The sequence below is a fragment of the Sulfitobacter sp. M22 genome (genome assembly GCF_021736025.1).
In the GTDB taxonomy this organism is placed as follows: Bacteria; Pseudomonadota; Alphaproteobacteria; order Rhodobacterales; family Rhodobacteraceae; genus Sulfitobacter; species Sulfitobacter litoralis.
Window position 1 is genome coordinate 299,271 of the sequence record NZ_WMEC01000001.1, and the last position, 24,922, is coordinate 324,192.

The window sequence follows — 24,922 nt, forward strand, 5'->3', positions numbered from 1 at the left end:
AAGGGGCAAACTTTCATTTTTGTCGGGCTGGTCCCGAACGGGTCAATCAGATGGGCAGCGGCCCGTCTCGTTTAGGCTGATCCATAACAATCTGGCTATGCACTTTTGCGACAGCGGGATGGGGCAGCAGCACTTCATGGATCAGGTGGTTTAGGCTAGACAGGTCTGTACAGTAGACGCGTAGCAAATAATCCGCATCCCCGGTCATCGTCCAGGCGCTAACGATTTCAGCGTGGGTCGTTACAAGCTGCGCGAAGCTGACTGAATGTTCGGGTTGATGAGTGCCTAGATGCACCTGCACAAATCCTTGGACCATAAGTTCCAGTTTTTGAGGGTCGAGTTGCGCGGTATAGTTTTGAATATATCCTTCGGATTCAAGGCGTTGCCGCCGTCGGCCTGCCTGGGAAGGCGATAGATCCAACGTCTCTCCGAGCTCTTGCGCCGTGAGGTGGGCGTTACGCTGCAACGAAGCCAAAAGGCGTTTATCTGTCTCATCCAATGCCATGCGAGATTATTACATAGATCGGAGAAACAATGCGTCAACCCCGCGTCAAATGTCGGTAGGATCCATTTTCAAACGGCTTAAGCGCGAGATGCTGCGGAATTTATACGGATATTCAAAAGTGCATGAATGACTTAGATCCCACGCGTACTGATCAATTTTAAGGCAGCGTAAGGTTTCGTTTGTTAGAGAAGATGCAGCACCCGATTTGTCACGGTCCATGGAAGTGACAAAAGGGGGGCAGCGGCGCACGCGCTATCCGCGCGGCATCTTCAGTACAACGTCGCGCCCACGTCGATTATAGCGCAGCTCGCTTTCGCCGATCGCAGAGACGCGGCCACCGTCCAAACGATCCCCTACTGCGACTTTCTGATAGCGCCCGTTGCTAAGCCGGATCAGTGCGCGCCGACTGGAAGGTTTGCCGTAAACCCCGATCAGATTGATTGTACGAAGTTTAATCGCATTCTTCACGGTTGCTTGCTTTGAAACCGAAGTTTTGGACGGCACGGCCGGCTTGACCACCTGCGGCGTCACCGTTTTTGCGGCACTGGCGACAGTGACCGGCATCGGTTGCGCGCGCTCGGCACGGCGCACGAGGCGGGAAAAATTGGCCGGGCGCAGGTCGGGGCGTTTGGAAATATCGGTCGCATATCTAGTGGCGTTGTTGACCGGTTCCTGAGGAAGCGCAGCCTTGAGCGCCTCGGCCGCCGCCTTTGCTGCAGCGTCAACTTCGGCCTGTTGGGCGGCGGCTGCGGCTTTGATCACCTGAGCAGACCGTACCGTTGGGCGGAGTGCGGCGAGCTCATTCCGGATCGCGCTGTCAGCTTCAGAACTATCCGGGTCTGAACTATCCGAGTTTGTGCTTTCTAGGTTGGTTGTTTCTGGATTGCTGCTGTCGGTCGCTTCAGGGGGCTCTTCTGGGCGCAATTTAGGCCTGAACTTGGGCGGAGCGGAAGCGACAGACGCCTCAATCACTTCAGCGGCCTTAGGTGCGTCAGGCCGCGCTAAGGTGGCAGGGGGAACGCGGGCCGGCCGGCCTGCAAAGACAATCACCCCATCTGCATTCAACGTGCCGTTTTCGCTTGGAATGACCAAACCGCGATCATCCAGCTTGAACGTTGTGCCTGCGGTCGCGGGCGGTGCCGATATGATGTCGACAACATCGCCGCCGAACGACGCTAGCTTGGGCAAAGCCATCGCTTTATTCGAGGTGCTGACCGGATCAAGACCCCGTGCGAGCACGTTATCCAAGCTCAACATCGCAGGAACCTGAGGTGTTTTGGGCGCAAGGGCCCAGATGCCCGTGGTGGCGTATTTTGCCTCGATTTCCTGCGCGGTCATTTCTGTCGGTTGAAGGTTCTGTGGCGCAGACGTCTCATCAAGAACCGGGTCGCTTTCATCGCGCTGCGGCGTGGCGAGTGCTGCGACCGTCGTATCGTTCGCTTGTTTTGTCGGCGCAGGGGGGGCTACATCGCGCTTTGTGCTCTGCTCTATCTTAGGTACCGCGGTAGGAGCCGCCGATGTCGTCTGCGTGGTGTCACGGGTGCCGAAGATTCGCGAAAGGGTTAGCCCGTCGTCAAGAAACACGGAGGCCCATGCCGCAACGCCCGCCAAAAACACCAGCAAAGCTGCCGTTAAAGCCAATGCCAGAAAGCGGGGCTTGCCGCCGACAGTTTGGTCGTTGCGTGCCCCGAAGACAGTCATCCGGTCGGCTTCATTTACGTCTTTGGCGCGCGTTTTTCCGGTAACCGCAGGCGCGCTCGCGCGCGTTGGTCTGGACGGTGGCGGTACAGGGAGAGACCTAAGGCGTTTTAAAAACGCAAAGGGCGAGGCTTTGGTCTCGTGGGCTGGCTTTGCGCCGGTCAAAGAACTGCTATCAGGGACGGGGCCGCCGGCGTTTTCGAGGGGTTGCACGTGGCCGCGGCCGACCGCGGCTGCCACCCGTGGTGCGCTTCGGCGGCTGGAAAAATCTGCAGTGGCTTTCGTTGCAGCAGGGGCCGCAGGTGTCGACTTCGACGGCGCAGTTGTCGGCGCGCCGAGGGCAGGGGGGACTTTGCTCTCGACTGAGACTGTAGAGGTTTTGCCACCTGAGATCGCCGGTGCTTTCGCGGTGGCCGACGGTTTCGCCAACGGCGGCGTGACCGATTGGGCGACGGGCTGCGCATCCGGTGCGGCCGTTCCCACAGAGGTATTGCTGGTCTGCTGACGCGTCCCTTCGGGGGCAGCCGAGGCCTTCGGCGCTGGTTTTTCGGCTTTGGGAGGGAGGGTCGTTGCCTCGGCTTCGGCTTGGATTATCGGCGCAGTCAGCCCCAGATCGGTCTTTGGAGGCGCGACAGAGATTTCAGCGATAGGGTCAGATTGCGATTGTTTTTCCTCGGGCGGCGCAACATCGCCCAAAATAACGAGAGGCTGTGTATCTGGCTCCACTTCTTCGCCCGGTTTTAGCCATTGGAAGGCGGTGCCTGTCGGCCCGAAAAACGCCTCGCCCTTGAAGTCATGATCGTCAGCCTGCGCAACGAAACTGACGGGATGAAACCGGTGCTCCGTCGCGAACGCTTCAGCCTCGATCAAGGTTTCGCGCGCGACGGCGGCAATGTGGGTGAGGGGGCCATCGTTGCGTGTGTCAAAGACCAGATCCGTAACGGCATAGGGCGTGGCCCCGTCCAGTGCACGCTTGGCTGCTTCGCGTCGCGCCTGACCGTCCAGCCCAGCTGTATCGATCGACATGAACTTGATCTGATCGTTGGGGATCAGAACCTTGCTGCGCAGGCCGCTTGGTTCAAGCGCGGTTGCGGTGGCACGCAGGGTCGCCAGTTCGGCGGCCATATCTTCGGCGTCGACCGCGACCTCGCCAATCTGCCGCCAGCCGTTAGGGACGCGGTGCAGCAGGCGAATTCCTTGAAAGGAGAGAGACAGTGCAAAGTTAGGCTTCATGGATACGCTTTTATTAGAGGCTTGGAGGCGGTGGAACATTCAGGACAGCAATAGATTGCCATTACCACGTGGATTGCCAGCAAAACAGTGTGTCGGTTCAGAGCAAAGGAATAGAGCAGTAGTTTGCTCATGAAAAGAGTCGAGCTCACAGGGGGCTTGCAGCGATCTGGGCGGAAGGCCACACAGGAGCCCAGCGGATATTACCAGAAAAAGGGTCAACAATATGCGAATGTTAAATATCAGAGTTTTCAAATTTGCGGCAATTCTTTGCGTGGGTTTCGCGTCTGGTGCGCTGGCGCAGCAAGCCCCACAAGGGATCACTGTAAGCGGCGAGGGTGTCGTTTCGCTTGCCCCGGATACGGCCACGATCCGCTTAGGGGTAAGCGAGCGCGCCGCGTCTGCCGCGGAAGCAATGGCACAAACATCCGAAAAAGTTCGTGGAATTTTAAATCAATTGGATTCACTAAAAATTGCTGGCCTCGACCGTCAGACAAGCGGGCTCTACCTGCGTCCAGTCTACGATAATGGGTCTCGCAACGACACGACGCCGGTACAAGTCTCGGGGTATGAAGCGGGGAACACGGTGAGTGTGACAGTGCCCGATCTTAGTAAACTGGGGCAGCTGTTGGATGCCGTGGTGGCCGAAGGTGCGAATGACTTTAATGGTTTGCAATTCGGGTTGCAGGATAACCAAGCCGCGCTGGAGCAGGCTCGTAAAGATGCCGTTTCAGATGCTATGGCGCGGGCGCAACAGCTTGCCGATGCCGCCGGGGTTAAACTTGGCAAAGTGGTGAGCATGTCGGAAACCAGCCAAGGTTTCCGTCCAATGGAGATGCGCAGCGCGCAGATGAAAAGCATGGATATGCCCATCGAAACCGGTGAGGTCGACGTTAGCGCGCAGGTGTCATTGCAGTTTGAAATCGCCGGTGCAGACTAACCGTGTGAGATAGATCAAGCGCGTACCCTAGGGTGCTTTGGTTAAGGCAAACCCCGCCAGCATTACGCTTTGGCGGGGTTTTTTGTGGTTAAGCGGTTGCTATGGACAAGGCTTGATCAAGGTCGGCGATCAGGTCTGCCGCATCCTCTGTCCCGATCGACACCCGCACGACATTTGCCCCGGCACCCGCGGCTTCCTGCTGTTCAGCACTCAATTGGCGGTGCGTGGTCGAGGCGGAGTGAATGATCAGCGACCGCGTGTCACCGAGGTTGGCGACGTGGCTAAAGATTTCCAGCGCGTTCACCAGTTTGACGCAAGCATCGTACCCGCCTTTGACAGCAAAGGTGAACAAACCACCGGCCCCTTTGGGGCACACTTTTTTCGCACGTTCGAAATAGGGAGATGATTGCAGCCCTGCATAGGTGACATAGTCAACCCGGTCATCGTTCTCGAGCCAAGTCGCGATTTTCTGTGCGTTTTCAACATGGCGTTCCATCCGTAACGACAACGTCTCAGTGCCCATAAGTGTATAATGGGCAGCCTGGGGGTTCATTGTCATCCCAAGGTCGCGTAACCCGATGGCAATGCCATGAAAGGTAAAGGCCAGCCCACCAAATGTCTCGTGGAAGTTGAGCCCGTGGTAGGCTGGCTCGGGCTGGCTAAGCGACGGGAACTTGTCATTCGCCGACCAGTCAAATTTGCCCGAGTCGACGATGCAGCCTCCAGTAACTGTTCCGTTGCCGGTGAGGTATTTGGTCGTAGAATGGACCACGAGCGTCGCCCCAAGTTCGATCGGACGACACAGGTATGGCGTCGCCGTTGTGTTATCGATGATCAGCGGTACCCCCGCATCGTCTGCAACGTCTGCAATTGCCCGTACGTCCATAATGTAGCCGCCCGGGTTCGCGATCGCCTCGCCAAAGATGGCGCGTGTATCGTCGTCAACCGCGTCTTTGACGGCATCGATATCATCAAAATCCACGAACTTGCAGGACCAGCCGAAACGTTTGATCGTCTGGCTGAACTGCGTCACCGTGCCGCCATACAGCCGGGTCGACGCAATGATATTCTTACCCGGCCCCATGAGCGGAAATAGCGCCATGATCTGAGCTGCATGCCCTGAAGAGCAACAAACAGCCCCGACGCCTCCCTCAAGCGTCGCGATCCGTTCTTGCAAGACCGCCACGGTCGGGTTCGTCAGGCGGGAATAGATGAACCCCACCTCTTGCAAGTTGAACAATGCTGCTGCGTGGTCAGCATCTCGAAACACATAGGCTGTCGTTTGATAGATCGGCGTCTGTCGCGCACCGGTCGCCGGATCAGGTTTGGCCCCTGCATGTATCTGCAAGGTATCGAAACCATAATTGCTGCTATCTGTCATCGGTATTCTCCCTAAAATCGTCTGCAATATGGTTAGGTGAACCGATGTAGGCGCACAAGCCGTAGGTCGCAGGGACACCGGCTATGATGCTTCTGGATGGCGTGGGGTTAACTTGTGATTGAGCTCATCGAAGCCAATAGCCGTTTGATTTCAGGCGATTCCGAATGGCTTGTTCTTTGCGCGGAAGGTTCGTCTGGTCAAATAGGGCCCGTGCTTTACGGCCGCGTCCATTATAGACCATCCGTTTAATCGGCTCAGATCCTTTAAGAACTTTTTTAAGCTTATTTGGTGCCGCAATCTTTTCTAATAGATCAACGACATAATCTGGTTCGCGCGCATAGAGCAGGGGGATAAAACGATAGTGGCAGCTGACGGAGCCATCTATCATCCCATCTGGCAAAGTGTCTCGTCCTCCCCCAAGCGCGTGGATCACTAGCGGTAAAGCAACCTGATCGAGCCAGGGGTCAAAGGACTGCGCGCAGAGCTCTGTCGGCGGATCATCCCGAATTGCCAAAGCGTATTCGAGAAACTTTGCACCAAATTCATGGGGGCAGCGGTAGAAGAAGAATCCCGCGTTAAAATATAGATAGCGCTGCCAGTAATCATCGGGTTGGCTGTGGTCGAGACTGCTATCGAAATCTAGATCAAATTTATCATAAAGGGACTTCCACAGGCCCCCATACTGGGGCCCGTAAAGCTGAGGAACGGGCCACGTGTTGGTGCGCCGCATAGAGGCCATCGGACGTTCAAAATTGAACGGAACAGAGGCGAGATCCCCTGTAAGCAGTGTGTCTGTGTCAAAGAACACAAACGGCTCCGCGGCGGGAAGTGCGCTGAGCATTTCGATCTTGTTGCCATAGGGATAGGCGTCTCCGAAGTGACGCGTTTCAAAGGGAACAATATTTGCGCCGAGTTGATGCAGCGCAGAAATTATCTCTGGGTTCTTGATCCGTGGGTCAGTGGACCATAATGGACCCGGTTGCGGTTCCATTACATAAAGTTTGCCCTTAAAATTAGGGCTATTGTGACGCAGCGAAGCAGCAAAAAGAAGCGCTTCATACGCAAGTCGCCCGTGTTGGCCGACAATAGCAATATTGAATACTTGATCCGGTTCGGAAGCTTGGGCCACGCGCACACCCCTATTTCTGCGACAGCAAACTCGATAGCTAACGTGTGTCACAGATACGTGCTACAATACAACGCATCAAAGGAATATGCCGCTATACTTCAGGATATAAGCTGAGGAAAAAGTGGTGGGCGACCCTGGAATCGAACCAGGCGTGCGTCTCCGCGAGGGAGTTACAGTCCCCTGCCACACCTTGCGGCCTGTCGCCCACTTTAACCCTGTGCATTGCACCGGATGTGAAGGCGTGATTACAAGCGGGCAGTATTAGCGTCAAGGCGAAAACCTGTGAAAATCGCAGTGAATTTTACCTTGGGATAAAAGATAGAAGGTTCGGCGATGAAAAAACCTAAGTGGGTTGTACAAAAAGAGCAGGAAAAGAAGGCGGATGCGAACCAAACAGTTTGGTTGTTCGGGCTTCATGCGGTGCGTGATGCGCTAGAAAACCCTAAGCGAGAAAAAATAAAATTGATGGTGACCCCCAACGCGCAAATCAAGTTGGAAGAGGCAATCGTCAAAGCCGGCATTGAGCCTGAGGTCGTTGATCCCCGGAAATTCCGTCCTCCGCTCGATCCAGGCTCGGTCCATCAGGGTGCCGTGCTGGAAGTAAAGCCACTAAGCTGGGGCTCGCTGAAGGATGTCTGCATTGGTGCGGAGGCCCCGCGGGTATTGTTGCTTGATCGGGTGACAGACCCCCATAACGTCGGCGCAATTCTGCGTTCAGCAGAGGTATTGGGCGCATCCGCCGTCGTTGGGATGCGCCACCATGCAGCGCCCGAAACCGGTGCCCTCGCGAAAACTGCGAGCGGGGCACTTGAGCGACAGCCCTACTTGCGCGTTCGGAACTTGGCCGACGCGATAAAAGAGCTGCAGTCCATGGGGTATCTCGTTCTTGGGCTAGATGGCGAAGCCGAAGCAACGGTTGAATCCGCACTCGAAGGGAAGCGAGACCGTCCCGTTGCGCTTGTTCTTGGGGCAGAGGGGCCGGGTTTGCGCGAGAAAACCAAAGAAACGGTGGACGCCTTGGTGCGCATCGACGCCACGGGCGGGTTTGGCTCTCTAAATGTCTCGAACGCTGCTGCGATCGCGCTGTATGCGTCGCGCGACCATAGCTAAGCGTTTCGCGGTATACTTTACCAAGATTGCCACTTGCGGTTCTTGCGGGAGAATAGCGGCCTCAAATTTTGAGCGCTGGATAGCATGAGCTTTCCTGCGCTCAAAGTGGATTCCCACTCTACGAAAAAAAACGAGTTCCAACGTATTAGGCTCCTGTCTCGTCCTGTCAGCCAAAACAAACCAAGGCTGGCATGTCTTAATTGCAGTCGCGTTATGGTCGCGTCCATAACCATTTCATAAAACTAAGGACGTTAAAAAAATAGGTAACATGGACTGCGAAAATCCCGGCTGGAGCGGCAACTATGAAGAGTGCGCTTAAATCAATTTTTGGCGTTGCTGTAGTACATGGCGAAAAACGGCTGATGCCTTCATACTTTGTTCACGGATATGTCAGAAGCTCTTTGAATGAAGCAAATCATTCTTATTTGTTTTTTCATGACGGCAGGCCTGGAACTCCTGCTGATCACCTAACTGTCCCTCGTTCCGTACCTTGCGCCCTCACGTTTGACGTGAAGGGCGCTTTTTTTGTGGGCGTTTAAAGTTTAGTAAGACCTATGCCATACACAGATACTCAGCTGACGAAGATTTTTAAGAATACCAAACGCATTGCTGTTGTTGGGGCCTCAATGACCCCGTTGCGGCCAAGCAATTATGTTGCGCAGTATTTGATATCGAAGGGATACGATATCATTCCGGTCAATCCAGCGCACGCGGGACTGACACTATTTGATACGACTGTCTTGGCAGGAATGTCAGACATAGTAGGGCAAGTCGATATGGTCGATATATTCCGACGGTCCGAAGCGGTTCCTGAGATTGTCGATGAAGCATTGGAGGTATTTCCAGATCTTGGCACTATCTGGATGCAAATTGGGGTTCAGCATCCTGTCGCTGCGGCGAAAGCTGAAGCAAAGGGTGTAGCTGTGATTCAGAATAGATGCCCGAAAATCGAGTTTCAGAGGCTGTTTAATTGAGGCTCGCCGGTGCTCGTTGCTATCAAAAAGATTGCCTTAGGCCGTGATGACATAATGTAGCGGCCCTACATCATCAAGTTTCGTGCGCGTCAGCGAGAGTCCTTTTCAGCCAGACCACTTTGGTGTTGGCGGCGGGTCAGTTCGGCGAATACGTCAGACAGCGCCACATCTCGCGACGCGAGCATAACGAGGAGGTGATACAGTACATCCGCTGCCTCTGAAGTCAGCTTTGCTTTGTCATTCTTAACGGCTTCGATAATTGCTTCGACGGCCTCTTCGCCGAACTTTTCGGCGCACTTCTCGGGCCCTTTGGCGAGCAATTGGGCGGTCCAGCTGCTTGTGGGATCCGAATGCTTTCGAGACTGGATCGTCGCAAATAAATCTTCGAGCATCATGAGAGCCTCATAGGAATACCGGCGTCGGACATATGTTGTTTAGCCTGAGCGACTGTGAACTCGCCGAAGTGAAAAATTGATGCTGCAAGGACTGCAGAAGCGCCGCCCTTGGTTACGCCATCAACCAGATGATCCAATGTACCCACCCCGCCGGAAGCGATCACCGGAACTGAAACTGCATCTGAGATGGCTCGCGTCAACGGAATATTAAATCCTTGCTTGGTACCGTCTCGGTCCATGGAGGTAAGAAGAATCTCTCCCGCACCTTTTTCTGCGACGGTCCTTGCAAACTCAACGGCATCGATGCCCGTGGCCCTGCGACCGCCATGGGTAAATATTTCCCACTTTCCGGGAGCGACAGTTTTCGCATCGATCGCGCATACGATACATTGACTGCCAAACTGATCGGCAGCATGCGCAATGACATCCGGGTCGGCCACTGCGGCAGAATTAAAGCTGACTTTGTCGGCCCCTGCTAAGAGCAGCGCACGCACATCTGCGACAGCGCGGACACCACCGCCAACTGTTAGCGGGATGTAGCAGTGTTCGGCAGTACGCGTCACGAGATCGAACATTGTGCCGCGGTTTTCGTGAGTTGCATGAATATCAAGAAAGCAAAGTTCATCGGCCCCCGCGGCGTCATACGCGATTGCTGCGTCCACGGGATCACCTGCATCGCGAAGACCAACGAAATTAACGCCTTTGACAACGCGACCATCAGCGACATCAAGGCAAGGAATGATACGGGTCTTTAGCATGTGATCTTTCTCGCGACGGGGGCGGGCGAAAGCGGTTGGACGGCTGTCCGCCCACCACAAACCACCCGAGAATTTGAAACCAGTTGGAAGCTTAGGCAAGCGCCTTCAATGCTTCGGGTAGGTTGATTGCACCATCATAAAGCGCCCGGCCGGAAATGGCACCGGAAATCACGCCGGTTTTTTTCAGCGCTTGAAGATCCGCAAGAGAGCTTACGCCGCCGGAGGCGATGACGGGAATGTTTACAGCGCGGGCCAATGCGGCGGTCGCATCGATATTAGGGCCTCCCATGGCACCATCCCGCATGATGTCCGTATAAATAATCGCCGCGACGCCAGCATCTTCGAACGATTTAGCGAGATCTGTAACCATTACATCGGTTTCTTCAGCCCAACCTTTCGTCGCCACGCGACCGTTTCTCGCATCAATACCAACGGCAACCTTGCCGGGAAAGGCGCGGGCCGCTTCGCGTACCAGTGCGGGATTTTCGACAGCTACAGTACCTAAAATTACGCGTGCTAGGCCTTTATCCAACCAAGCTTCGATGGTCGCCATATCGCGGATTCCACCGCCAAGCTGGGCGGGAACCTTGCAGGATTTTAATATGGCTTCGACTGGAGCAGCATTAACCGGCGTGCCAGCGAAAGCGCCGTTCAGGTCCACAAGATGAAGCCAAGTGCAACCAGCATCCACAAACGACTGTGCCTGAGCCGCGGGGTCATCGTTGAAAACAGTAGATTTTTCCATGTCGCCGTGCACAAGACGCACGGCTTGCCCATCTTTGAGGTCGATAGCGGGGTAGAGGATCATAGCGTTGCCCTTGGCTTTGGGGGAGTTGGCTTCAATTGCCATGCTGCGCGCTCTATTGCAACGCAACAGAGGTGTCCCCTACGTCAAGCTTGCCTGAATCGTCATAATCGCTTCAATCTACGGTCATATCGGGAGGATATATGATGAAAATGACAATTTTTGCGGCAATTGCAAGCTTGGGATTTGCAGGCGCGGCGATGGCAGCGGATCCAGCGGTCGGCGTTTGGCAGACTCAACCGGATGACGGGGCATATGCACATGTCAAGATGGTCCCGTGTGGTAGCGCGGTTTGCGGGACGATCCAGCGGACGTTCAATGCGTCTGGAGAGTACAAATCCGAGAATATTGGCAAGCAGCTGGTTATCGACATGAAGCCCGACGGTAGCGGTAAATACGCCGGCAAAGTCTGGCGGCCTTCAAATAATAAAATATACATCGGCAAGATGGCGGTCGCGGGCAACAGCCTAAAGCTTTCCGGCTGTGTAGCTGGCGGATTGTTATGCTCTAAGCAGGATTGGCAGCGGATTAAATAACCCATTGGGCGTACTGTAATCTAGCTAAATTTGCACGAATCGGGGCGCGGGTGTAGGATGCACTCGCGCCTTGGTTTTTTGGTGCGTTGCTAAAAAGCTGTAAGGCATGTGTCGCTTGGGGGAGTGATACGATGTTTTTATTAAAATATATTTACTGTGCTGCTATTTTTGCAGTTTCTTCGACCACTGTTTTTGCTGATGTCGTCGAAGGTGTTTGGAAATCCACACCGGATGTTAACGGATTAGTCGTTCATGTACGCGCAAAGCCCTGTGGGCCAGCGCTGTGTGGGACAGTTGAACGTGCCAAAGACCGGCGTGGATATGACAAACGCTCGACCGCGGTTGGTAAGCGGGTATTCTGGGATATGAAACCGCAGCCTGATGGCAGCTATGTCGGCACATTGCTGGGAACCTCTGCCTCGGAAATGCGCAAGGCGACGATGCTCGTCCATGGCAATGCAATGCGGCTACAGACCTGTATCGGCGATGCGTGCAACGAGATGATCTGGACGCGCCTCCGATAGAAGGCATCCCCGTTGTTAGGGGCGCCAATTCAAGAAATTTGCGATCATGCGAAGACCGGTCGTCTGGCTCTTTTCAGGATGGAATTGCATGCCGATCATGGTGTCGCGACCAATGACTGCGGTGACGTCGCCTGCGTAATCGACATGGGCCAGACGTTCTGAATTATGACGCACGTCCATATGATAACTATGTACAAAATAGGTATGATCGCCAGTCTTTATACCATCAAAAACAGGGTGGGGGTGGTCGATGATCAAATCATTCCAGCCCATGTGCGGCACCTTTAAAGCAGGGTCGCGCGGCGTGATTTTGGTCACTTCACCTTCAATCCAATCGAGCCCTGCCGTATCCTCATATTCGCGGCCCATGGATGCCATCAACTGCATGCCGACACAAATGCCGAGGAAAGGCCGCCCCTTCTCTACGGCCGCTTCGATCATAGCGGCATAGATCCCGCTTTGACCCTTCAAAGCTGCCATGCACGACGGAAACGCACCATCACCCGGCAGCACAATACGGTCAGCGCGGGCAACAACATCGGCATCCGCGGTAACGATAACATCACCTGCATCACATTCCCGCGCCATCCGTTGGAAGGCTTTGTGAGCCGAGTGAAGGTTGCCCGACTCGTAGTCAATAATAGCTGTTAACATCGTCAAAGCGCACCTTTGGTAGATGGTATATCGGTCGCTTTACGCGGATCCGTCTCAACTGCGTCGCGCAACGCGCGGGCAACAGACTTGAATACAGCCTCTGCGATGTGATGGCTATTAATGCCGTGCAGCATGTCGATGTGGAGCGTGATGCCGCCATGGGTGCTGAGTGCTTGGAAGAATTCACGTACCAGTTCGGTATCAAAATTACCAATTTTCGCGGTGGGCAGATCAACGTTCCAGATCAAAAAGGGACGCGCTGAAAGGTCCAGCGCCGTGCGGATTAACGCGTCATCCATTGGCAACAGACAAGCACCGTACCGACGAATTCCGCGCTTATCGCCAAGGGCAGTGCTAAGGGCCTGCCCAAGTGTGATCCCCACATCTTCCACTGTGTGGTGGTCATCAATATGCAAATCACCTTTCGCGGAGATTTTCATGTCGATCAACGAATGGCGTGCCAGTTGGTCGAGCATATGGTCAAAGAAACCAATTCCGGTTTCATTGGCATAGGAACCCGTTCCGTCTAGGTTAATCTCGACACTGATTTCGGTTTCAGCAGTGGAGCGATTGATGGTGGTCTTGCGCACGTGAGTATCCTTGTCTTTCGGTATCTTATAGCAGTGCAAACCGTCGCGCCAAGTCTAAGCGTCTTTCGTCAGGTCTGGGTTAATCAGCGATTGCGGCGATACCCGCCTTATGTCAGCTTGGGCCTGTCGCAAATAGTCGAAAGTCTCCCCATGTCCACCTGCGTGTTCATTCAGATTCGGTGTCGGCCGGGCACAACCTATCGCGTTGCCGAAGAGGTCGCACTGCGGGAAATACACTCCGAGCTATATTCAACATCTGGCGATTTTGATCTTTTGATGAAGCTATACATTCCGTCGGGCAAAGACATCGGCGTCTATATCAATGATAACCTTCTGGACATCGACGGTATCGAACGCTCGCTCACGACGATGACGTTCAAAGCGTTTTGAAGCTTCTGATCTCGACTGCTGTCGTCTGGTCTGTATTGTCCGGTGCCGTGCTGGCCCTTACCTATGAGGGCGAGGAAGCTGCAGCCTTGCGTTGCGCAAATATGATTGCCCATACGGCGGTCACATTGGCCCGGGCAGAGATGATCGGTGAGCACGAAAAGACAGTTATGCTCGGCGTCACCGTTCTGATCCTAGAAAGGCATGTGAGCGGAACGCGCGGGCAGAAAAAGACGGCCATGACCATTTTGCGCGACCGTCGCACGATCGATCAGACGCTCGAAGACTATCGCAAGCATGCCGCGCATTGTTTGGTTCAGTTCCCGATCAACTGAACCTTAAGCCGCTGCGCATTTCGTTGCATAGCGCGATTCGGCGCGCGACAGCGCCCGTTCAAAGGTCTTTTTGACCCGCTGAGTTCGGTTCGCATTCGGTGGGATGGGGGTGCCGACTGACAGGCTGATGGATTTACCGTTGGCGTCACCTTGGGCCAAACTCAATGCGTCCATTTTCGCCTGTAACCCTGTTTCCATCCGGTTCCATTCAGGCAAGTTCGGATCGCGCGTAATACACAGAAATGCACCGTTGCCTTCGTACGACATGAGCAGATGAGGACAGGTGATAAGGTCAGACAACGTCTCGGCCAGGCTGGTTAAAATATGGACGTAGTCATGGCGGGATATTTGGTCGAACAGGCGCTCAGCATCATCAATAGAGACGCAAAATACCTGATATTTGTCCAATTCACTGCGTTCAAGCTGGGTGATGTAATTGCCAAGTGAAAACGATAGAATAAGCCGGCCCACATTCGCCAGATAGAGTTTATCGGCGAGTTTTATATCCGGTGGAGTCAGCGTATCGACTTCTGATAAGTCGCTGGCATCAATGCGTTTTATCGTTTTTGAGGAAACCAGCAAACGCTCTGCCACACGAATCCTGTTATAGATATCTTTAAGGTTGAAAGGCTTTGCGATGTAGTCGTTTGCACCTGCGGCAAAGGCTTTTTCGATCGAAATGGAATCAGTCTTCGCTGTCAGCATCAAGATCGGCTTATTTTCATATCCTGGAAGGGTTCGTATCCTGCCGCAAAGCTCAATGCCGTCCATTTCAGGCATATCAACGTCTAACAAAAGGCAGTCAAATGGCACTTTTGCAGCATCGATCATCTCGAGTGCTGCTGGGCCTGAAGGGGCTGTGTGCAGATCGTTCAAGTCCGCCTGTTCAAACATTGCAGGAAGAAGCTCAAGGATGAATGGATCGTCATCAACGGCTAAAATTTTCACATTGGTCTCCTTCCGAGAATTGCATCGACGTTTCGAAGCAACCTACGTCAAACTCCCTTAACGTTAGTAAACAAAACCGGCAACAATATGACTTTTTGCAAATTTCGCCTTGTGCGGGAGATATGCGCTTTTGATCAGAAAAGGTGAATAGAGATCTTTTGCAATCGGAAAAACATTGCAGAATAGTTGCCGTAAAATCGGCTTATTTTTGGTCCAATGATAGGAAAATACCTAGCCTATCGGATACATCTCATGAAAATTACTGCCCTGCCAGTTTCACTTGCAATTGTCGCTCTGATTTCAGGGTGTGCCTCGTCCACAGTAGGTTTTGGGGGGCAAATAGGGACCCCAGGTACGGCCATGAGCTTTCAGGAAACTCATGAGAGCGATGCTGCAATGCTCGAACAGACCGCAGCACTTGAAGCCTTGATGCGCGATATTGTGCGCAGCTCTACCGTGAAGCATGCAGCAATTGGCGCCGCGATGGGGTGCGGCATTTTCGTACTTGCCACGGCTAACGCGTCAGGATGTATACGGGCTGCTACGGCCGGTGGCGTAGTCGGCGCGGTTAGCGGGAACCTGGCGGGAAAGCGCGAAGTCGCTCGACGCATGGAGTTGGTATCACCCAATGAACTCGTGCGTGGCATCCGTAGCTCGAACGAGAAGTTGGATCAAATCACGACCAATCTACCGCAGTTGCTTTCACGACAAGAAAAGACCGTCGCGACACTGGCACAGCGTAGGTCTTTAGGCGAACTGTCGCAGGGCGAATACAGCGCGCAAGTGGCATCTATTCGCACCCGTAGGGCGGAACTTGCCGAGGCGCTAACCTTATCCTCAAAACAGGCCAAGCTGGCGCAAAATAATCTAGCCGACGCTGCAGCCCATGGCCAAACAGGCCTAGAGTGGCACATACGCGCCATCGAGCAGTTGGAGCGTGAGGCACTGTCGGCGCGCTCAACGATTTCTTTACTGTGATAAATCGCGTTAGGTGTACCCGCTAGGGCGTGATCCCGTGCGGCATAACGTCATGCCTAGGAATAGGTATCCCAGCTGAAAAACTCTTTCAGAGCCCCATTGTTCTACTAATGTTATCCGCGGCATTTTGCGCTGCCCGTCAAACGCTCCAAGATTTGATTGGGAATAGCTTCAGTGACTTTGCTGTCAAATCCTCGGTTGCGTGGCCTATCGGATCAATTTCGGGCTAGGGGGGGCGTAGAAGTAGCGCGTCGGCTTCAGCCGCTTGCGATAGATTCGTCGTTTTCTAAGCTTCTAAACAGCCGAACTAAAGGAGGCGGCAGGGTCGGCGCTATGTACATTTGAATCTGGTGCCCGCGGGCTTGCATTTTAGCCGAAGCATTTCAGGTCCTCCATTTAATAGACTACCGTTGAAATATGAATGACTAAAGAAGATTTAAGGAAGGAGGCGTCTATAGCTGAAAAAGTCGGGTCGATGTTCCGGCAATTCAGCCCAAAGCGGCAGTGTTTTTTTGAGGTTAACCCAAACAGCAAAAGGCCACCCGAGGGTGACCTTGCTGTACTGCTGGGTAAGCAGTAACCCAGATGGAGCGGGCGAGGCGATTCGAACGCCCGACCCTAACCTTGGCAAGGTTATGCTCTACCCCTGAGCTACGCCCGCATCATCTGGTAAGGCTTGGAATACCTATAGCAGCGGTGAGCCGCAAGCAGAAAAATGAGTTTTTTTTAAAATTAATTTAGCGAAGCTTTCACAGATATATCTTGAGCGATAATTCTCGGGCATCCGGGGCGTAACTACATCTGATGATTGTTTTTTTGTCGCTGAGGGGCGCCAAGCATTGATCAAAAAAAAAGGCCCCAACCGCCGTTGGAGCCTTTCGCTTATAGGTGCCAATTAATGGCTGGGTTGCTTATCCCATTCGTCCTGTTTGGGAAGAATTTCGAAGGTATGCTCTGGTGGTGGGCTTGGTAGCGTCCATTCAAGCGTATCCGCATATTCATTCCATGGGTTGGCAGCAGGGCTGCGTGCGCCACGAGTCAGGGTGTAGAACATAACACCGAAGAAGAATATGAAAGATGCAAAGCTGAGAAACGCGCCAATCGAGGACCAAAGGTTCCAGTAAGCGAATGCTTCAGGATAATCGATGTAACGACGCGGCATACCTTGGCGGCCCAAGAAGTGCTGTGGGAAGAAGGTAAGGTTTGCACCGATAAACATCGCCCAGAAGTGAAGCTTGCCAGCCCATTCTGGATACATGCGACCAGTAAACTTAGGCAGGTAGAAATAGATACCAGCAAAGATCGCGAAGACGGCACCCAGGCTCATGACATAGTGGAAGTGTGCAACCACATAGTATGTGTCGTGGTAATAGCGGTCGACCGCTGCTTGGGAGAGGACGATACCTGTCACACCGCCAACGGTGAAAAGGAACAGGAACCCGAAAGCCCACAGCATAGGCGTCTTGAACTCAACCGATCCGCCCCACATGGTTGCGATCCAGCTGAAGACTTTAACGCCGGTCGGCACAGCGATGACCATTGTTGCCAGCATGAAATAGGCTTGTTGGTTCAGGGACAGGCCAACGGTGTACATGTGGTGTGCCCAGACGACGAAGCCGAGTGCGCCAATTGCAATGATCGCCCAAACCATTGGAAGATAGCCGAAAATAGGCTTGCGGCTAAAGGTTGCGATGACGTGACTGATAATGCCGAACCCTGGAAGGATGATGATATACACTTCGGGGTGACCGAAAAACCACAGGATGTGCTGGTACAGAACCGGATCGCCACCGCCGGCGGGATCAAAGAACGCGAAACCGAAGTTGCGGTCCATGAGCAGCATGGTGATGGCACCGGCTAGAACGGGCAGGGATAGCAGAATGAGCCAGCTTGTTACAAAGATCGACCAGCTGAACAACGGCACCTTGAACAGAGTCATGCCGGGGGCACGCATATTCAAGAAGGTTGTGATCATGTTAATGGCACCAAGAATTGAAGACGCGCCCGATACGTGGACAGCGAAGATCGCGAAATCCATCGACATACCGCCTTCACGAACAGACAGTGGTGGGTACAGAACCCAGCCCACGCCAGATCCAAGCTGACCGCTGCCACCTGGCGTCAATACCGAACACACCGCGAGGGTTGTGCCGCCGACATAGAGCCAGAAAGACAGGTTGTTCATCCGCGGGAACGCCATGTCCGGTGCACCAATTTGCAATGGCATCAGGTAGTTACCGAAACCACCGAACAAAGCTGGAATGACGACAAAGAACATCATCAAGATGCCGTGCGCCGTGATCAACACGTTCCAGAGGTGCCCGTTTGGCGTACAGGTCGCAGCGCTATCAGCGATAAACCGCGCGCCTTCCATACACATATACTGCACCCCTGGGTGCATAAGCTCCAAGCGCATATATATGGTGAAGCAAACTGAGATAAAGCCAACGAGGGCTGAAACGATCAGGTACAAAAGCCCGATGTCTTTGTGGTTTGTGGACATGAACCAGCGCGTGAAAAAACCGCGCTCGTCGTGATGGTCTTGCCCGTGAATGGCTGCGTCTGCCATGCGGTGCCTCCTGAGATTGGGTTGTCAACTCACGCTCCGGCAGGGAACGCGCATTGAATTAAAGATCGTTCTAGTGCGGCTTGTCAGTATGGGCAATGGCCGCGTTTGACGCAGGGCAGGAAAAAAGACTGATCTATTGATGGTATCACTGGGGCATATGGATCTGCGCACGTGGTTCGGAGAGTGTGCATTTGCCTCAAGCTGGGTATTATTATCAGAGACATACATTGTAGTAATGAAGGAAGGTTGAACGTTGGGAGAATTTCACGTCCCCAGCTATGGCTTGGAAAAACCCAAAAAGGAGCCCAGTATCTCCAAAGTTAGGTCAGGCTAGATCGGGAAAGATGCTGGCGAACTGCTTTTTCAGCGCGATGTCAACGTCTTCCATTGCAACCGGAAGTCCGAGATCAACGAGTGATGTCACACCGTGTTGTTGAATGCCGCATGGAACAATTCCTGAAAAATGCGCGAGATTTGGATCAACATTTATACTGATTCCGTGAAAACTGATCCATTTTCGTAACCGAATGCCAATCGCTGCAATTTTGTCTTCACGAACATCCCCGGTCGAACTCAGGGGGTTATCGTGGCGCTCTACCCAGACGCCGACACGCCCTTCTTTGATTTCTCCGCTGACAGTAAAGCTTTTAAGCGTTTCGATGACCCAGCTTTCAAGGTCTTGTACAAAACGTCTCACGTCTCGGCCGCGCTTACCCACATCTAGCATTACGTAGACAACGCGTTGGCCTGGGCCGTGGTAGGTGTACTGTCCGCCGCGCCTTGTTTCAAATACCGGAAACCGTGTTGGATCGGTCAGGTCTTCAATCTTGGCAGAAGTGCCGGCTGAATATAACGGGGGGTGCTCTACGAGCCAGATGCACTCGTCAGCGCGATTCGCGGCGATAAGGGAGGCGCGTTCCTCCATCCACGCTTCAGCTTCGCGGAAATCAACAAGCTCGTTGGATGTGATCCATTCAACCATTCTAAATGCACCGGCTATGAAGGGATGGCCGTGCGCTCATTATGCGGCACTCATTTCTTGAACAACCTTTTCTAGAATTTGCACATAGTTATCGACACCCTGCGCACCGGTAACCAAGTATTTTCCGGCGAAAATCATCGACGGGACGCCTGAGATACCCTGTGATGTCCAGACCGATTGCCGCTCGCGAACGCGTTCAACGTGGCTCTTGTCCTCCAGAACCTGCCGCGCTTCATCACGGTCCAGTCCAACCTGAGCTGCAACGTCGACAAGCACTGCAGGGTCAGAGACATCCAAGCCTGCGGTGAAATGTGCTTCGAACAGAGCGAGCTTCAGTGGATGCTGAAGGTTTTGATCTTGTGCCCAATCCAGCAATTGGTGGGCGGCAAAACTATTGACGATGCGGCTCTCCGTATCAAATTGAAAATCAATCTCAAGTTCAGTGCCGATTTGAATAAGATGGGCACGATTCTGAGCGGACTGCTCGGGCGATGCACCATATTTCTCGGCAATATGCTCCGTCAGGTTTTGACCCTCTGGGCCCATTTGCGGGTTCAGCTCGAACGGATGCCAACGGATGAAAGCACCGATGTTCAAGGCAGCTAACGCCTGTTCTAGCTGACGGTAGCCGACAATACACCAAGGACACATGACATCAGAGACGATATCGATCTGAAGGGCAGGGGTGGTTGCGCTCGCTTGGGTCATATCTCTTCCTTGTTTCATATCCTCCCTTAAGTTTACGCCCTCGCGCTGATTTTCAAGTCGTGCTGCCTAATTGAATGGTAAAACACATGAATCTGAACAAGCCCTTAAGCCAGCGCATTTTAGCTCTTCACTTTGCGAAAAACTTTGTCTAAACGATCCCCACAAACCATGGCGTGCGGTCGTGGCGGAATGGTAGACGCGCAGCGTTGAGGTCGCTGTGGGGTAACACCCGTGAGAGTTCGAGTCTCTCCGACCGCACCACTGGTTTGATTTTCCATCATATTCACCACAGACGAAAACTTCCGGGACGCGGACGACCCGAATTGTCCTTATGTGTCAAACGCTTGCACCAAGTCGTTTCTCAGGTCATCAATGCTTTCGATACCGACCGACAGTCGTAGCAATCCCTCTGGTATCCCGGTGTGTGGCTCGATTGTGTGGCGATGCTCGACCAGGCTTTCTACACCACCGAGCGAGGTTGCCCGGTGAAAGACAGTTAGCTTGCTGATGACCGTAAGCGCGGCCTCTGCACCACCTTTGACCACACACGATAAAAGCGAACCAAATCCGCCGGTCATTTGAGTTTGCGCCAGCTCATAGCCATTATGGGATGGAAGGCCTGGATACAATACGGTTTCGATTTTCGGATGATCCTGCAGGAACGCGGCTAATTTCGCCGCATTGGAAGACATCTCTCTAACGCGAAGGGGGAGCGTACGCATGCCCCGGACCAGAAGCCATGCTTCGAATGGGCCGATGACCGCGCCGGCATCATGACGGTCGATCTTAATATCCTCCCATACGCGCCCGGTCACGTTATTGGTTGCTAATACGCCAGCCAATACGTCCGAGTGTCCGTTGATCCCTTTGGTGGCCGAGTGCATTACGATGTCAGCGCCGTGGCGCAGCGGCTGTTGCAATACTGGCGTTGCGGCGGTGCTATCAACCACAAGCAACCCGCCGACGGCGTGAACCCCATCAGCGGCAGCCTGTATGTCAACCACACGAAGCCAAGGATTCGACGGCGTCTCAATCAATGCGAGTGTTGGCTTGAAGCTCGCGCAAGTCTGTGTAAATGCAACAGTATCTGAGGCTTCGACCTCGCGTACTTCAATGTCACGGCGGGTGCAGAAGTCGCGTATCCATTTTGTTGTGCCCCAATAGATCTGGCTTTGTACCAATACGCGGCCACCATTAGGCACCGTCCGAAACGCAGCCGCCAGCGCTGCCATACCTGATGGAAACAAAAGGGTTTCCTTTGCCCCTTCTAACTGTGCCAGTACGTTCTCCGCGACGCGCACAATATCACTCTGATCGCGCAGGTAGATATTATCCGGACGTAGCGGCTGGTATGCTGCGTCCCGCAGATATGTCGTGGCCATTGGCAGTGCTGGGACGACACCGCCGGTTTGAACATCAATGGCACCCGCCGCTTGGGCAGCGATTGTAGCGGGGCTTAAACGAGACGTATCAGACATTTCTTAACGATTCCCTAATGGTACAGTTCTTTCAATTTACGGCACCTTTGCCCGCCGCGACAAAAACTGCCAGCCCGGAAAGCGATAATCTGACCGCTTCTTCATTTTGCCGGTAAACTCCCGCCGGAGGCGCCTATGGTCAAGGCGCGCTTTTGATCTAGAAATGGCGTCATAGGGGTTCAGACTTGTTCTTTACCCCCCCGCGGTCTATCCCGCGGCTACATCAAAACACCCCAAAACAAAGGTATCACCACATGATTCCCCGTTATTCCCGCCCCGAGATGGTTGCGATCTGGTCCCCTGAAGCCAAGTTCCGCATCTGGTACGAGATCGAGGCGCATGCCTGTGATGCCATGGCTGACCTTGGGGTGATCCCGCGCGAAAACGCTGAAGCAGTCTGGAAAGCCAAAGATGTCGAATTTGATGTGGCGCGGATTGACGAGATCGAAGCCGTTACAAAACACGACGTTATCGCATTTCTGACCCATTTGGCAGAGCATGTAGGCAGCGACGAGGCGCGGTTCGTGCACCAGGGGATGACCTCTTCTGACGTTTTGGATACTTGCTTTAACGTACAATTAACCCGTGCCGCCGATATTCTGATTGATGACATGGGGTTGCTGCTGGCCGCGCTGAAACGCCGTGCCATGGAACATAAGAATACACTGCGCGTCGGGCGGAGCCATGGTATCCACGCCGAACCAACGACGATGGGCCTTACCTTTGCGCGATTCTATGCAGAGATGGACCGCAACCTGACGCGCCTGAAAACGGCCCGATCCGAGATCGCGACCGGTGCCATCTCGGGCGCGGTTGGCACATTCGCGAATATCGATCCGCGTGTTGAAGAGCATGTGTGCGAAAAGCTCGGCCTGGCGCCCGAGCCGGTGAGCACGCAGATTATCCCTCGCGACCGCCATGCCGCGTTCTTTGCCGCCCTCGGCGTGATCGCCAGCTCGATTGAAAACGTCGCGACCGAAGTGCGCCACATGCAGCGTACCGAAGTCCTTGAAGGGGCGGAGTTCTTTTCGGCGGGGCAGAAGGGCTCCTCTGCCATGCCGCATAAGAAGAACCCTGTGTTGACCGAGAATCTGACGGGTCTGGCCCGCACGATCCGCATGGCCGTAATTCCTGCGATGGAAAACGTTACCATGTGGCACGAGCGCGATATTTCGCATTCCAGCGTAGAGCGGGCGATCGGGCCGGACACTACGATAACACTCGACTTCGCACTTCACCGTTTGACCGGCGTGATCGACAATATGCTGATCTATCCCGATAACATGCTGGCCAACATGAACAAATTCAGCGGTTTGGTGATGTCTCAACGAGTTTTGCTTGCTCTGACGCAGGCCGGCGTTAGTCGCGAAGACAGCTATAAGCTCGTGCAGCGTAACGCGATGAAGGTTTGGGAGGACGGAAAGGACTTCAAAACCGAGTTGTTGGCGGATGGCGAGGTTTTGGCTGCGCTAAGTGCTGAGGAAATCGAAGAAAAGTTCGACCTCGGCTACCATACGAAGCATGTCGACACGATTTTTAAGCGCGTTTTCAAAGACTGATCAATCGCCGACTTCAAAATCTGCATCGCTAATGCGATGCAGATTTTTTTGATTAAAAGGGTGCACACTTTAGCCCTATCGCTCTCGCTATCGTGACGCTACGCTTGAAGCTAATACTTTACCTGTGGTCCAGATCGGCTACCATCTGCGGTGTGATTAGTTCAGGAGCGTTTGAGTATGCGTGTTATGTTTGCGTCCATCCTGTCATTGGTGTTGCCGATTGCAGCCTTTGCGGCGGGCTCCGGTAATACGTCTCCGCCAAAGCCTGTCGTGAAATGTGAAGACGGGCAGGTGTATGAAAAGAAATCCAAAACGTGCGTCGATGCAAAAGACAGTCGCCTGACGCCGGACGACCGATATCAAGCTGTACGTGTACTGGCCTATGCCGGGGCCTATGAGGACGCGCACGTCGTGCTTGCCGCTATGCCAGAATATGACGACCGGCGTCTTACCTATATGGGTTTCACCACCCGCAAGATGGGCGATCTATCGGGTAGCATGACATTTTACGCACGCGCTATTGAAGCCAATCCTGCGAACATTCTTGCACGGTCCTATCTTGGGCAGGCGCTGGTTGAGCAAGGGAATATCCCCGCCGCGCTAACTGAGCTGCGTGCTATTCGTGCGCATGGCGGGGCAGGGACGTGGGCCGAAGCCTCCTTGCGCACTGCTATCTCTACCGGTCAGACATTCAGCTATTGAAATCGCTTTCCACCCAGCTTTGCATTGCCTGCCGGGTGAAACTCGCTTGTTGCGCGGTGCCCTGCACGGTATGAACGGCAGGCCCCGCCCCTTTGGGGCGCTTTTCCTTGCAGGCAGACGCGCATGGCCAGTCCTAAATACGCTTCATATGTTCCGCTTCAACGACGCATTGCTCACTACGTAACCAATGCGTTTATAGTCGGTGTTATCCGTTTAGCATTGTTGCTACCCTATGAGGCGCGGTTGGCTTTCGTTGGTTGGGTTGTTCAGCGGGTTATCGGTCCGGTGGCGGGATATAGGGCGCGCGCGCTAGAAAACCTAGCCATGATCTGGCCGCAGATTCCCAGCGAAAGACGTGAAGAGATTGCTTCAAAATGTCTGAATAATGTCGGGCGCAGCTTCATAGAAAACTACTCTGCGCATGACTTTCCTAAACGCATGGCGAAAAACACACCGATTGGGCCAGGCGTCACTGCGCTAGTGGCGGCCGCTAAAAGCGGCAAGCCCGTTATTCTCGTGACCGGACACTACGGTAACTACGAGGCGACGCGCGCGTGTCTTGTGGCGCGGGGGTATGACGTTGGCGGCCTCTATCGAAATATGAAAAACCTCTACTTCAACGCGCACTACGTCCAGACGATGGAAGCATTCGGCGGGCCGGTTTTTCCTCAAGGGCGCCGCGGTACCGCAGGTTTTGTGCGTCACCTAAAGGAAGGGGGGCAATTGGTGCTGTTGTTCGATCAGCATGTATTTGGTGCGCCGATGCTGGATTTTCTGGGTGTTCCCGCAAATACTGCGCTTTCTGCCGCCGAGCTTGCGCTACGCTATGATGCTTTGCTGGTCCCGTTTTACGGCATTCGCCAACCGGATGGCGTGTCGTTCGAGACGGTTCTTGAGGCTCCAGTCCCGCACAGCGACGCGGCTACGATGACGCAAGCCTTGAACGACAGCCTCACAGCGCGTGTAGAGGCGGATCCGGAGCAATGGTTTTGGGTACATCGGCGCTGGCGCAATCGGGATAAGTAGATCCAATTTGTCGATATTCTA

The 24,922-nt window shown here is 53.9% G+C and carries 25 protein-coding genes and 3 tRNA genes; 12 read left to right on the top strand and 16 right to left on the bottom strand.

Features of this window, described 5'->3' with window-relative positions:
• Window positions 1–46: 46 nt before the first annotated feature.
• Both GLP52_RS01565 and GLP52_RS01570 read right to left on the bottom strand, forming a co-directional pair.
• Complete coding sequence (locus GLP52_RS01565; protein WP_093732445.1) at window positions 47–505, bottom strand: Lrp/AsnC family transcriptional regulator; 459 nt, start codon at window positions 503–505, stop codon at window positions 47–49.
• 252 nt (window positions 506–757) lie between these two features.
• Window positions 758–3,475, bottom strand: a complete 2,718-nt coding sequence (locus GLP52_RS01570; protein WP_237273338.1) for a hypothetical protein — start codon at window positions 3,473–3,475, stop codon at window positions 758–760.
• A 190-nt stretch (window positions 3,476–3,665) separates the two neighbouring features.
• On the opposite strand from GLP52_RS01570, the gene GLP52_RS01575 reads away from it, so the two are divergent.
• A complete protein-coding gene (locus tag GLP52_RS01575; protein ID WP_237273339.1) occupies window positions 3,666–4,373 on the top strand; it encodes an SIMPL domain-containing protein in 708 nt (235 codons plus the stop codon).
• A gap of 88 nt (window positions 4,374–4,461) precedes the next feature.
• Here the strand turns inward: GLP52_RS01575 and GLP52_RS01580 are convergent, their stop codons facing one another.
• The 3 genes from GLP52_RS01580 to GLP52_RS01590 all read right to left on the bottom strand — a co-directional run bounded on the left by GLP52_RS01580 (window position 4,462) and on the right by GLP52_RS01590 (window position 7,089).
• Window positions 4,462–5,754, bottom strand: a complete 1,293-nt coding sequence (locus GLP52_RS01580) for an O-acetylhomoserine aminocarboxypropyltransferase/cysteine synthase family protein (protein ID WP_237271401.1) — start codon at window positions 5,752–5,754, stop codon at window positions 4,462–4,464.
• A gap of 124 nt (window positions 5,755–5,878) precedes the next feature.
• Entirely contained in the window at window positions 5,879–6,883 is a 1,005-nt protein-coding gene (locus GLP52_RS01585) for a hypothetical protein (protein WP_237271402.1), read from the bottom strand.
• A 122-nt stretch (window positions 6,884–7,005) separates the two neighbouring features.
• Window positions 7,006–7,089 (bottom strand) — tRNA-Tyr (locus GLP52_RS01590).
• A 127-nt stretch (window positions 7,090–7,216) separates the two neighbouring features.
• On the opposite strand from GLP52_RS01590, the gene rlmB reads away from it, so the two are divergent.
• Entirely contained in the window at window positions 7,217–7,993 is a 777-nt protein-coding gene (gene rlmB / locus GLP52_RS01595; protein WP_093732449.1) for a 23S rRNA (guanosine(2251)-2'-O)-methyltransferase RlmB, read from the top strand.
• Window positions 7,994–8,547: 554 nt separating this feature from the next.
• Window positions 8,548–8,967: a CoA-binding protein gene (locus GLP52_RS01600; protein WP_093732450.1), complete on the top strand. Its 420-nt coding sequence runs from the start codon at window positions 8,548–8,550 to the stop codon at window positions 8,965–8,967.
• Window positions 8,968–9,056: 89 nt separating this feature from the next.
• On the opposite strand, the gene GLP52_RS01605 is transcribed toward GLP52_RS01600, so the two are convergent.
• The 3 genes from GLP52_RS01605 to hisA form a co-directional block, all read right to left on the bottom strand.
• Window positions 9,057–9,362, bottom strand: a complete 306-nt coding sequence (locus tag GLP52_RS01605; protein WP_093732451.1) for a phosphoribosyl-ATP diphosphatase — start codon at window positions 9,360–9,362, stop codon at window positions 9,057–9,059.
• A complete protein-coding gene (hisF, locus tag GLP52_RS01610; RefSeq protein WP_093732452.1) occupies window positions 9,359–10,120 on the bottom strand; it encodes an imidazole glycerol phosphate synthase subunit HisF in 762 nt (253 codons plus the stop codon). Before hisF ends, GLP52_RS01605 begins: the two co-directional genes overlap by 4 nt.
• A gap of 91 nt (window positions 10,121–10,211) precedes the next feature.
• Window positions 10,212–10,928: a 1-(5-phosphoribosyl)-5-[(5-phosphoribosylamino)methylideneamino]imidazole-4-carboxamide isomerase gene (gene hisA, locus GLP52_RS01615; RefSeq protein WP_237272629.1), complete on the bottom strand. Its 717-nt coding sequence runs from the start codon at window positions 10,926–10,928 to the stop codon at window positions 10,212–10,214.
• A gap of 143 nt (window positions 10,929–11,071) precedes the next feature.
• Here hisA and GLP52_RS01620 point away from each other — a divergent pair, with 143 nt between their 5' ends.
• Both GLP52_RS01620 and GLP52_RS01625 read left to right on the top strand, forming a co-directional pair.
• Window positions 11,072–11,461 carry a DUF2147 domain-containing protein gene (locus GLP52_RS01620; RefSeq protein WP_093732453.1) on the top strand — a complete coding sequence of 130 codons (390 nt, stop codon included), beginning with the start codon at window positions 11,072–11,074 and terminating at the stop codon, window positions 11,459–11,461.
• Between the two features lie 131 nt (window positions 11,462–11,592).
• Window positions 11,593–11,985, top strand: a complete 393-nt coding sequence (locus tag GLP52_RS01625) for a DUF2147 domain-containing protein (RefSeq protein ID WP_237271403.1) — start codon at window positions 11,593–11,595, stop codon at window positions 11,983–11,985.
• A 15-nt stretch (window positions 11,986–12,000) separates the two neighbouring features.
• Here the strand turns inward: GLP52_RS01625 and hisH are convergent, their stop codons facing one another.
• Together hisH and hisB are read right to left on the bottom strand one after the other, a co-directional pair.
• The gene (gene hisH, locus GLP52_RS01630) at window positions 12,001–12,639 is read right to left on the bottom strand and encodes an imidazole glycerol phosphate synthase subunit HisH (protein WP_237271404.1); all 639 of its coding nucleotides are present in this window, start codon (window positions 12,637–12,639) and stop codon (window positions 12,001–12,003) included.
• A gap of 2 nt (window positions 12,640–12,641) precedes the next feature.
• Window positions 12,642–13,229, bottom strand: coding sequence for an imidazoleglycerol-phosphate dehydratase HisB (hisB, locus tag GLP52_RS01635; RefSeq protein WP_093732456.1), 588 nt, complete (start codon window positions 13,227–13,229; stop codon window positions 12,642–12,644).
• Between the two features lie 150 nt (window positions 13,230–13,379).
• Here hisB and GLP52_RS01640 point away from each other — a divergent pair, with 150 nt between their 5' ends.
• A complete protein-coding gene (locus GLP52_RS01640) occupies window positions 13,380–13,619 on the top strand; it encodes an Lrp/AsnC ligand binding domain-containing protein (protein ID WP_093732457.1) in 240 nt (79 codons plus the stop codon).
• Window positions 13,616–13,951, top strand: coding sequence for a hypothetical protein (locus GLP52_RS01645; RefSeq protein WP_093732458.1), 336 nt, complete (start codon window positions 13,616–13,618; stop codon window positions 13,949–13,951). The genes GLP52_RS01640 and GLP52_RS01645 overlap by 4 nt, the downstream gene beginning before the upstream one ends.
• A 3-nt stretch (window positions 13,952–13,954) precedes the next feature.
• Here GLP52_RS01645 and GLP52_RS01650 read toward each other — a convergent pair whose 3' ends face one another.
• On the bottom strand, window positions 13,955–14,899 hold the full coding sequence (locus GLP52_RS01650; RefSeq protein WP_093732459.1) for a response regulator: 945 nt from the start codon (window positions 14,897–14,899) through the stop codon (window positions 13,955–13,957).
• A gap of 360 nt (window positions 14,900–15,259) precedes the next feature.
• On the opposite strand from GLP52_RS01650, the gene GLP52_RS01655 reads away from it, so the two are divergent.
• Window positions 15,260–15,877 carry a hypothetical protein gene (locus tag GLP52_RS01655; RefSeq protein WP_237273340.1) on the top strand — a complete coding sequence of 206 codons (618 nt, stop codon included), beginning with the start codon at window positions 15,260–15,262 and terminating at the stop codon, window positions 15,875–15,877.
• Between the two features lie 586 nt (window positions 15,878–16,463).
• Here GLP52_RS01655 and GLP52_RS01660 read toward each other — a convergent pair.
• From GLP52_RS01660 to GLP52_RS01675, 4 genes are all read right to left on the bottom strand, one after another.
• Window positions 16,464–16,538, bottom strand: a tRNA-Gly gene (locus GLP52_RS01660).
• Between the two features lie 234 nt (window positions 16,539–16,772).
• The gene (gene ctaD, locus GLP52_RS01665) at window positions 16,773–18,446 is read right to left on the bottom strand and encodes a cytochrome c oxidase subunit I (RefSeq protein ID WP_093732461.1); all 1,674 of its coding nucleotides are present in this window, start codon (window positions 18,444–18,446) and stop codon (window positions 16,773–16,775) included.
• 325 nt (window positions 18,447–18,771) lie between these two features.
• Window positions 18,772–19,428 carry a lipoyl(octanoyl) transferase LipB gene (gene lipB, locus GLP52_RS01670; protein WP_093732462.1) on the bottom strand — a complete coding sequence of 219 codons (657 nt, stop codon included), beginning with the start codon at window positions 19,426–19,428 and terminating at the stop codon, window positions 18,772–18,774.
• A gap of 39 nt (window positions 19,429–19,467) precedes the next feature.
• On the bottom strand, window positions 19,468–20,136 hold the full coding sequence (locus tag GLP52_RS01675) for a DsbA family oxidoreductase (protein ID WP_093732463.1): 669 nt from the start codon (window positions 20,134–20,136) through the stop codon (window positions 19,468–19,470).
• Window positions 20,137–20,311: 175 nt separating this feature from the next.
• On the opposite strand from GLP52_RS01675, the gene GLP52_RS01680 reads away from it, so the two are divergent.
• Window positions 20,312–20,397, top strand: a tRNA-Leu gene (locus GLP52_RS01680).
• Between the two features lie 68 nt (window positions 20,398–20,465).
• Here the strand turns inward: GLP52_RS01680 and GLP52_RS01685 are convergent.
• Window positions 20,466–21,614 carry a trans-sulfuration enzyme family protein gene (locus tag GLP52_RS01685; RefSeq protein ID WP_093732464.1) on the bottom strand — a complete coding sequence of 383 codons (1,149 nt, stop codon included), beginning with the start codon at window positions 21,612–21,614 and terminating at the stop codon, window positions 20,466–20,468.
• Between the two features lie 254 nt (window positions 21,615–21,868).
• Here GLP52_RS01685 and purB point away from each other — a divergent pair, with 254 nt between their 5' ends.
• The 3 genes from purB (at window position 21,869) to GLP52_RS01700 (ending at window position 24,901) form a co-directional block, all read left to right on the top strand.
• Window positions 21,869–23,173 carry an adenylosuccinate lyase gene (purB, locus tag GLP52_RS01690; RefSeq protein ID WP_093732465.1) on the top strand — a complete coding sequence of 435 codons (1,305 nt, stop codon included), beginning with the start codon at window positions 21,869–21,871 and terminating at the stop codon, window positions 23,171–23,173.
• Between the two features lie 177 nt (window positions 23,174–23,350).
• Window positions 23,351–23,875 (top strand): tetratricopeptide repeat protein, encoded by a 525-nt coding sequence (locus GLP52_RS01695; RefSeq protein WP_237271405.1) that lies wholly within the window; start codon window positions 23,351–23,353, stop codon window positions 23,873–23,875.
• Window positions 23,876–23,998: 123 nt separating this feature from the next.
• Window positions 23,999–24,901 carry a lysophospholipid acyltransferase family protein gene (locus GLP52_RS01700; RefSeq protein ID WP_237271406.1) on the top strand — a complete coding sequence of 301 codons (903 nt, stop codon included), beginning with the start codon at window positions 23,999–24,001 and terminating at the stop codon, window positions 24,899–24,901.
• The last annotated feature ends 21 nt before the right edge of the window (window positions 24,902–24,922 follow it).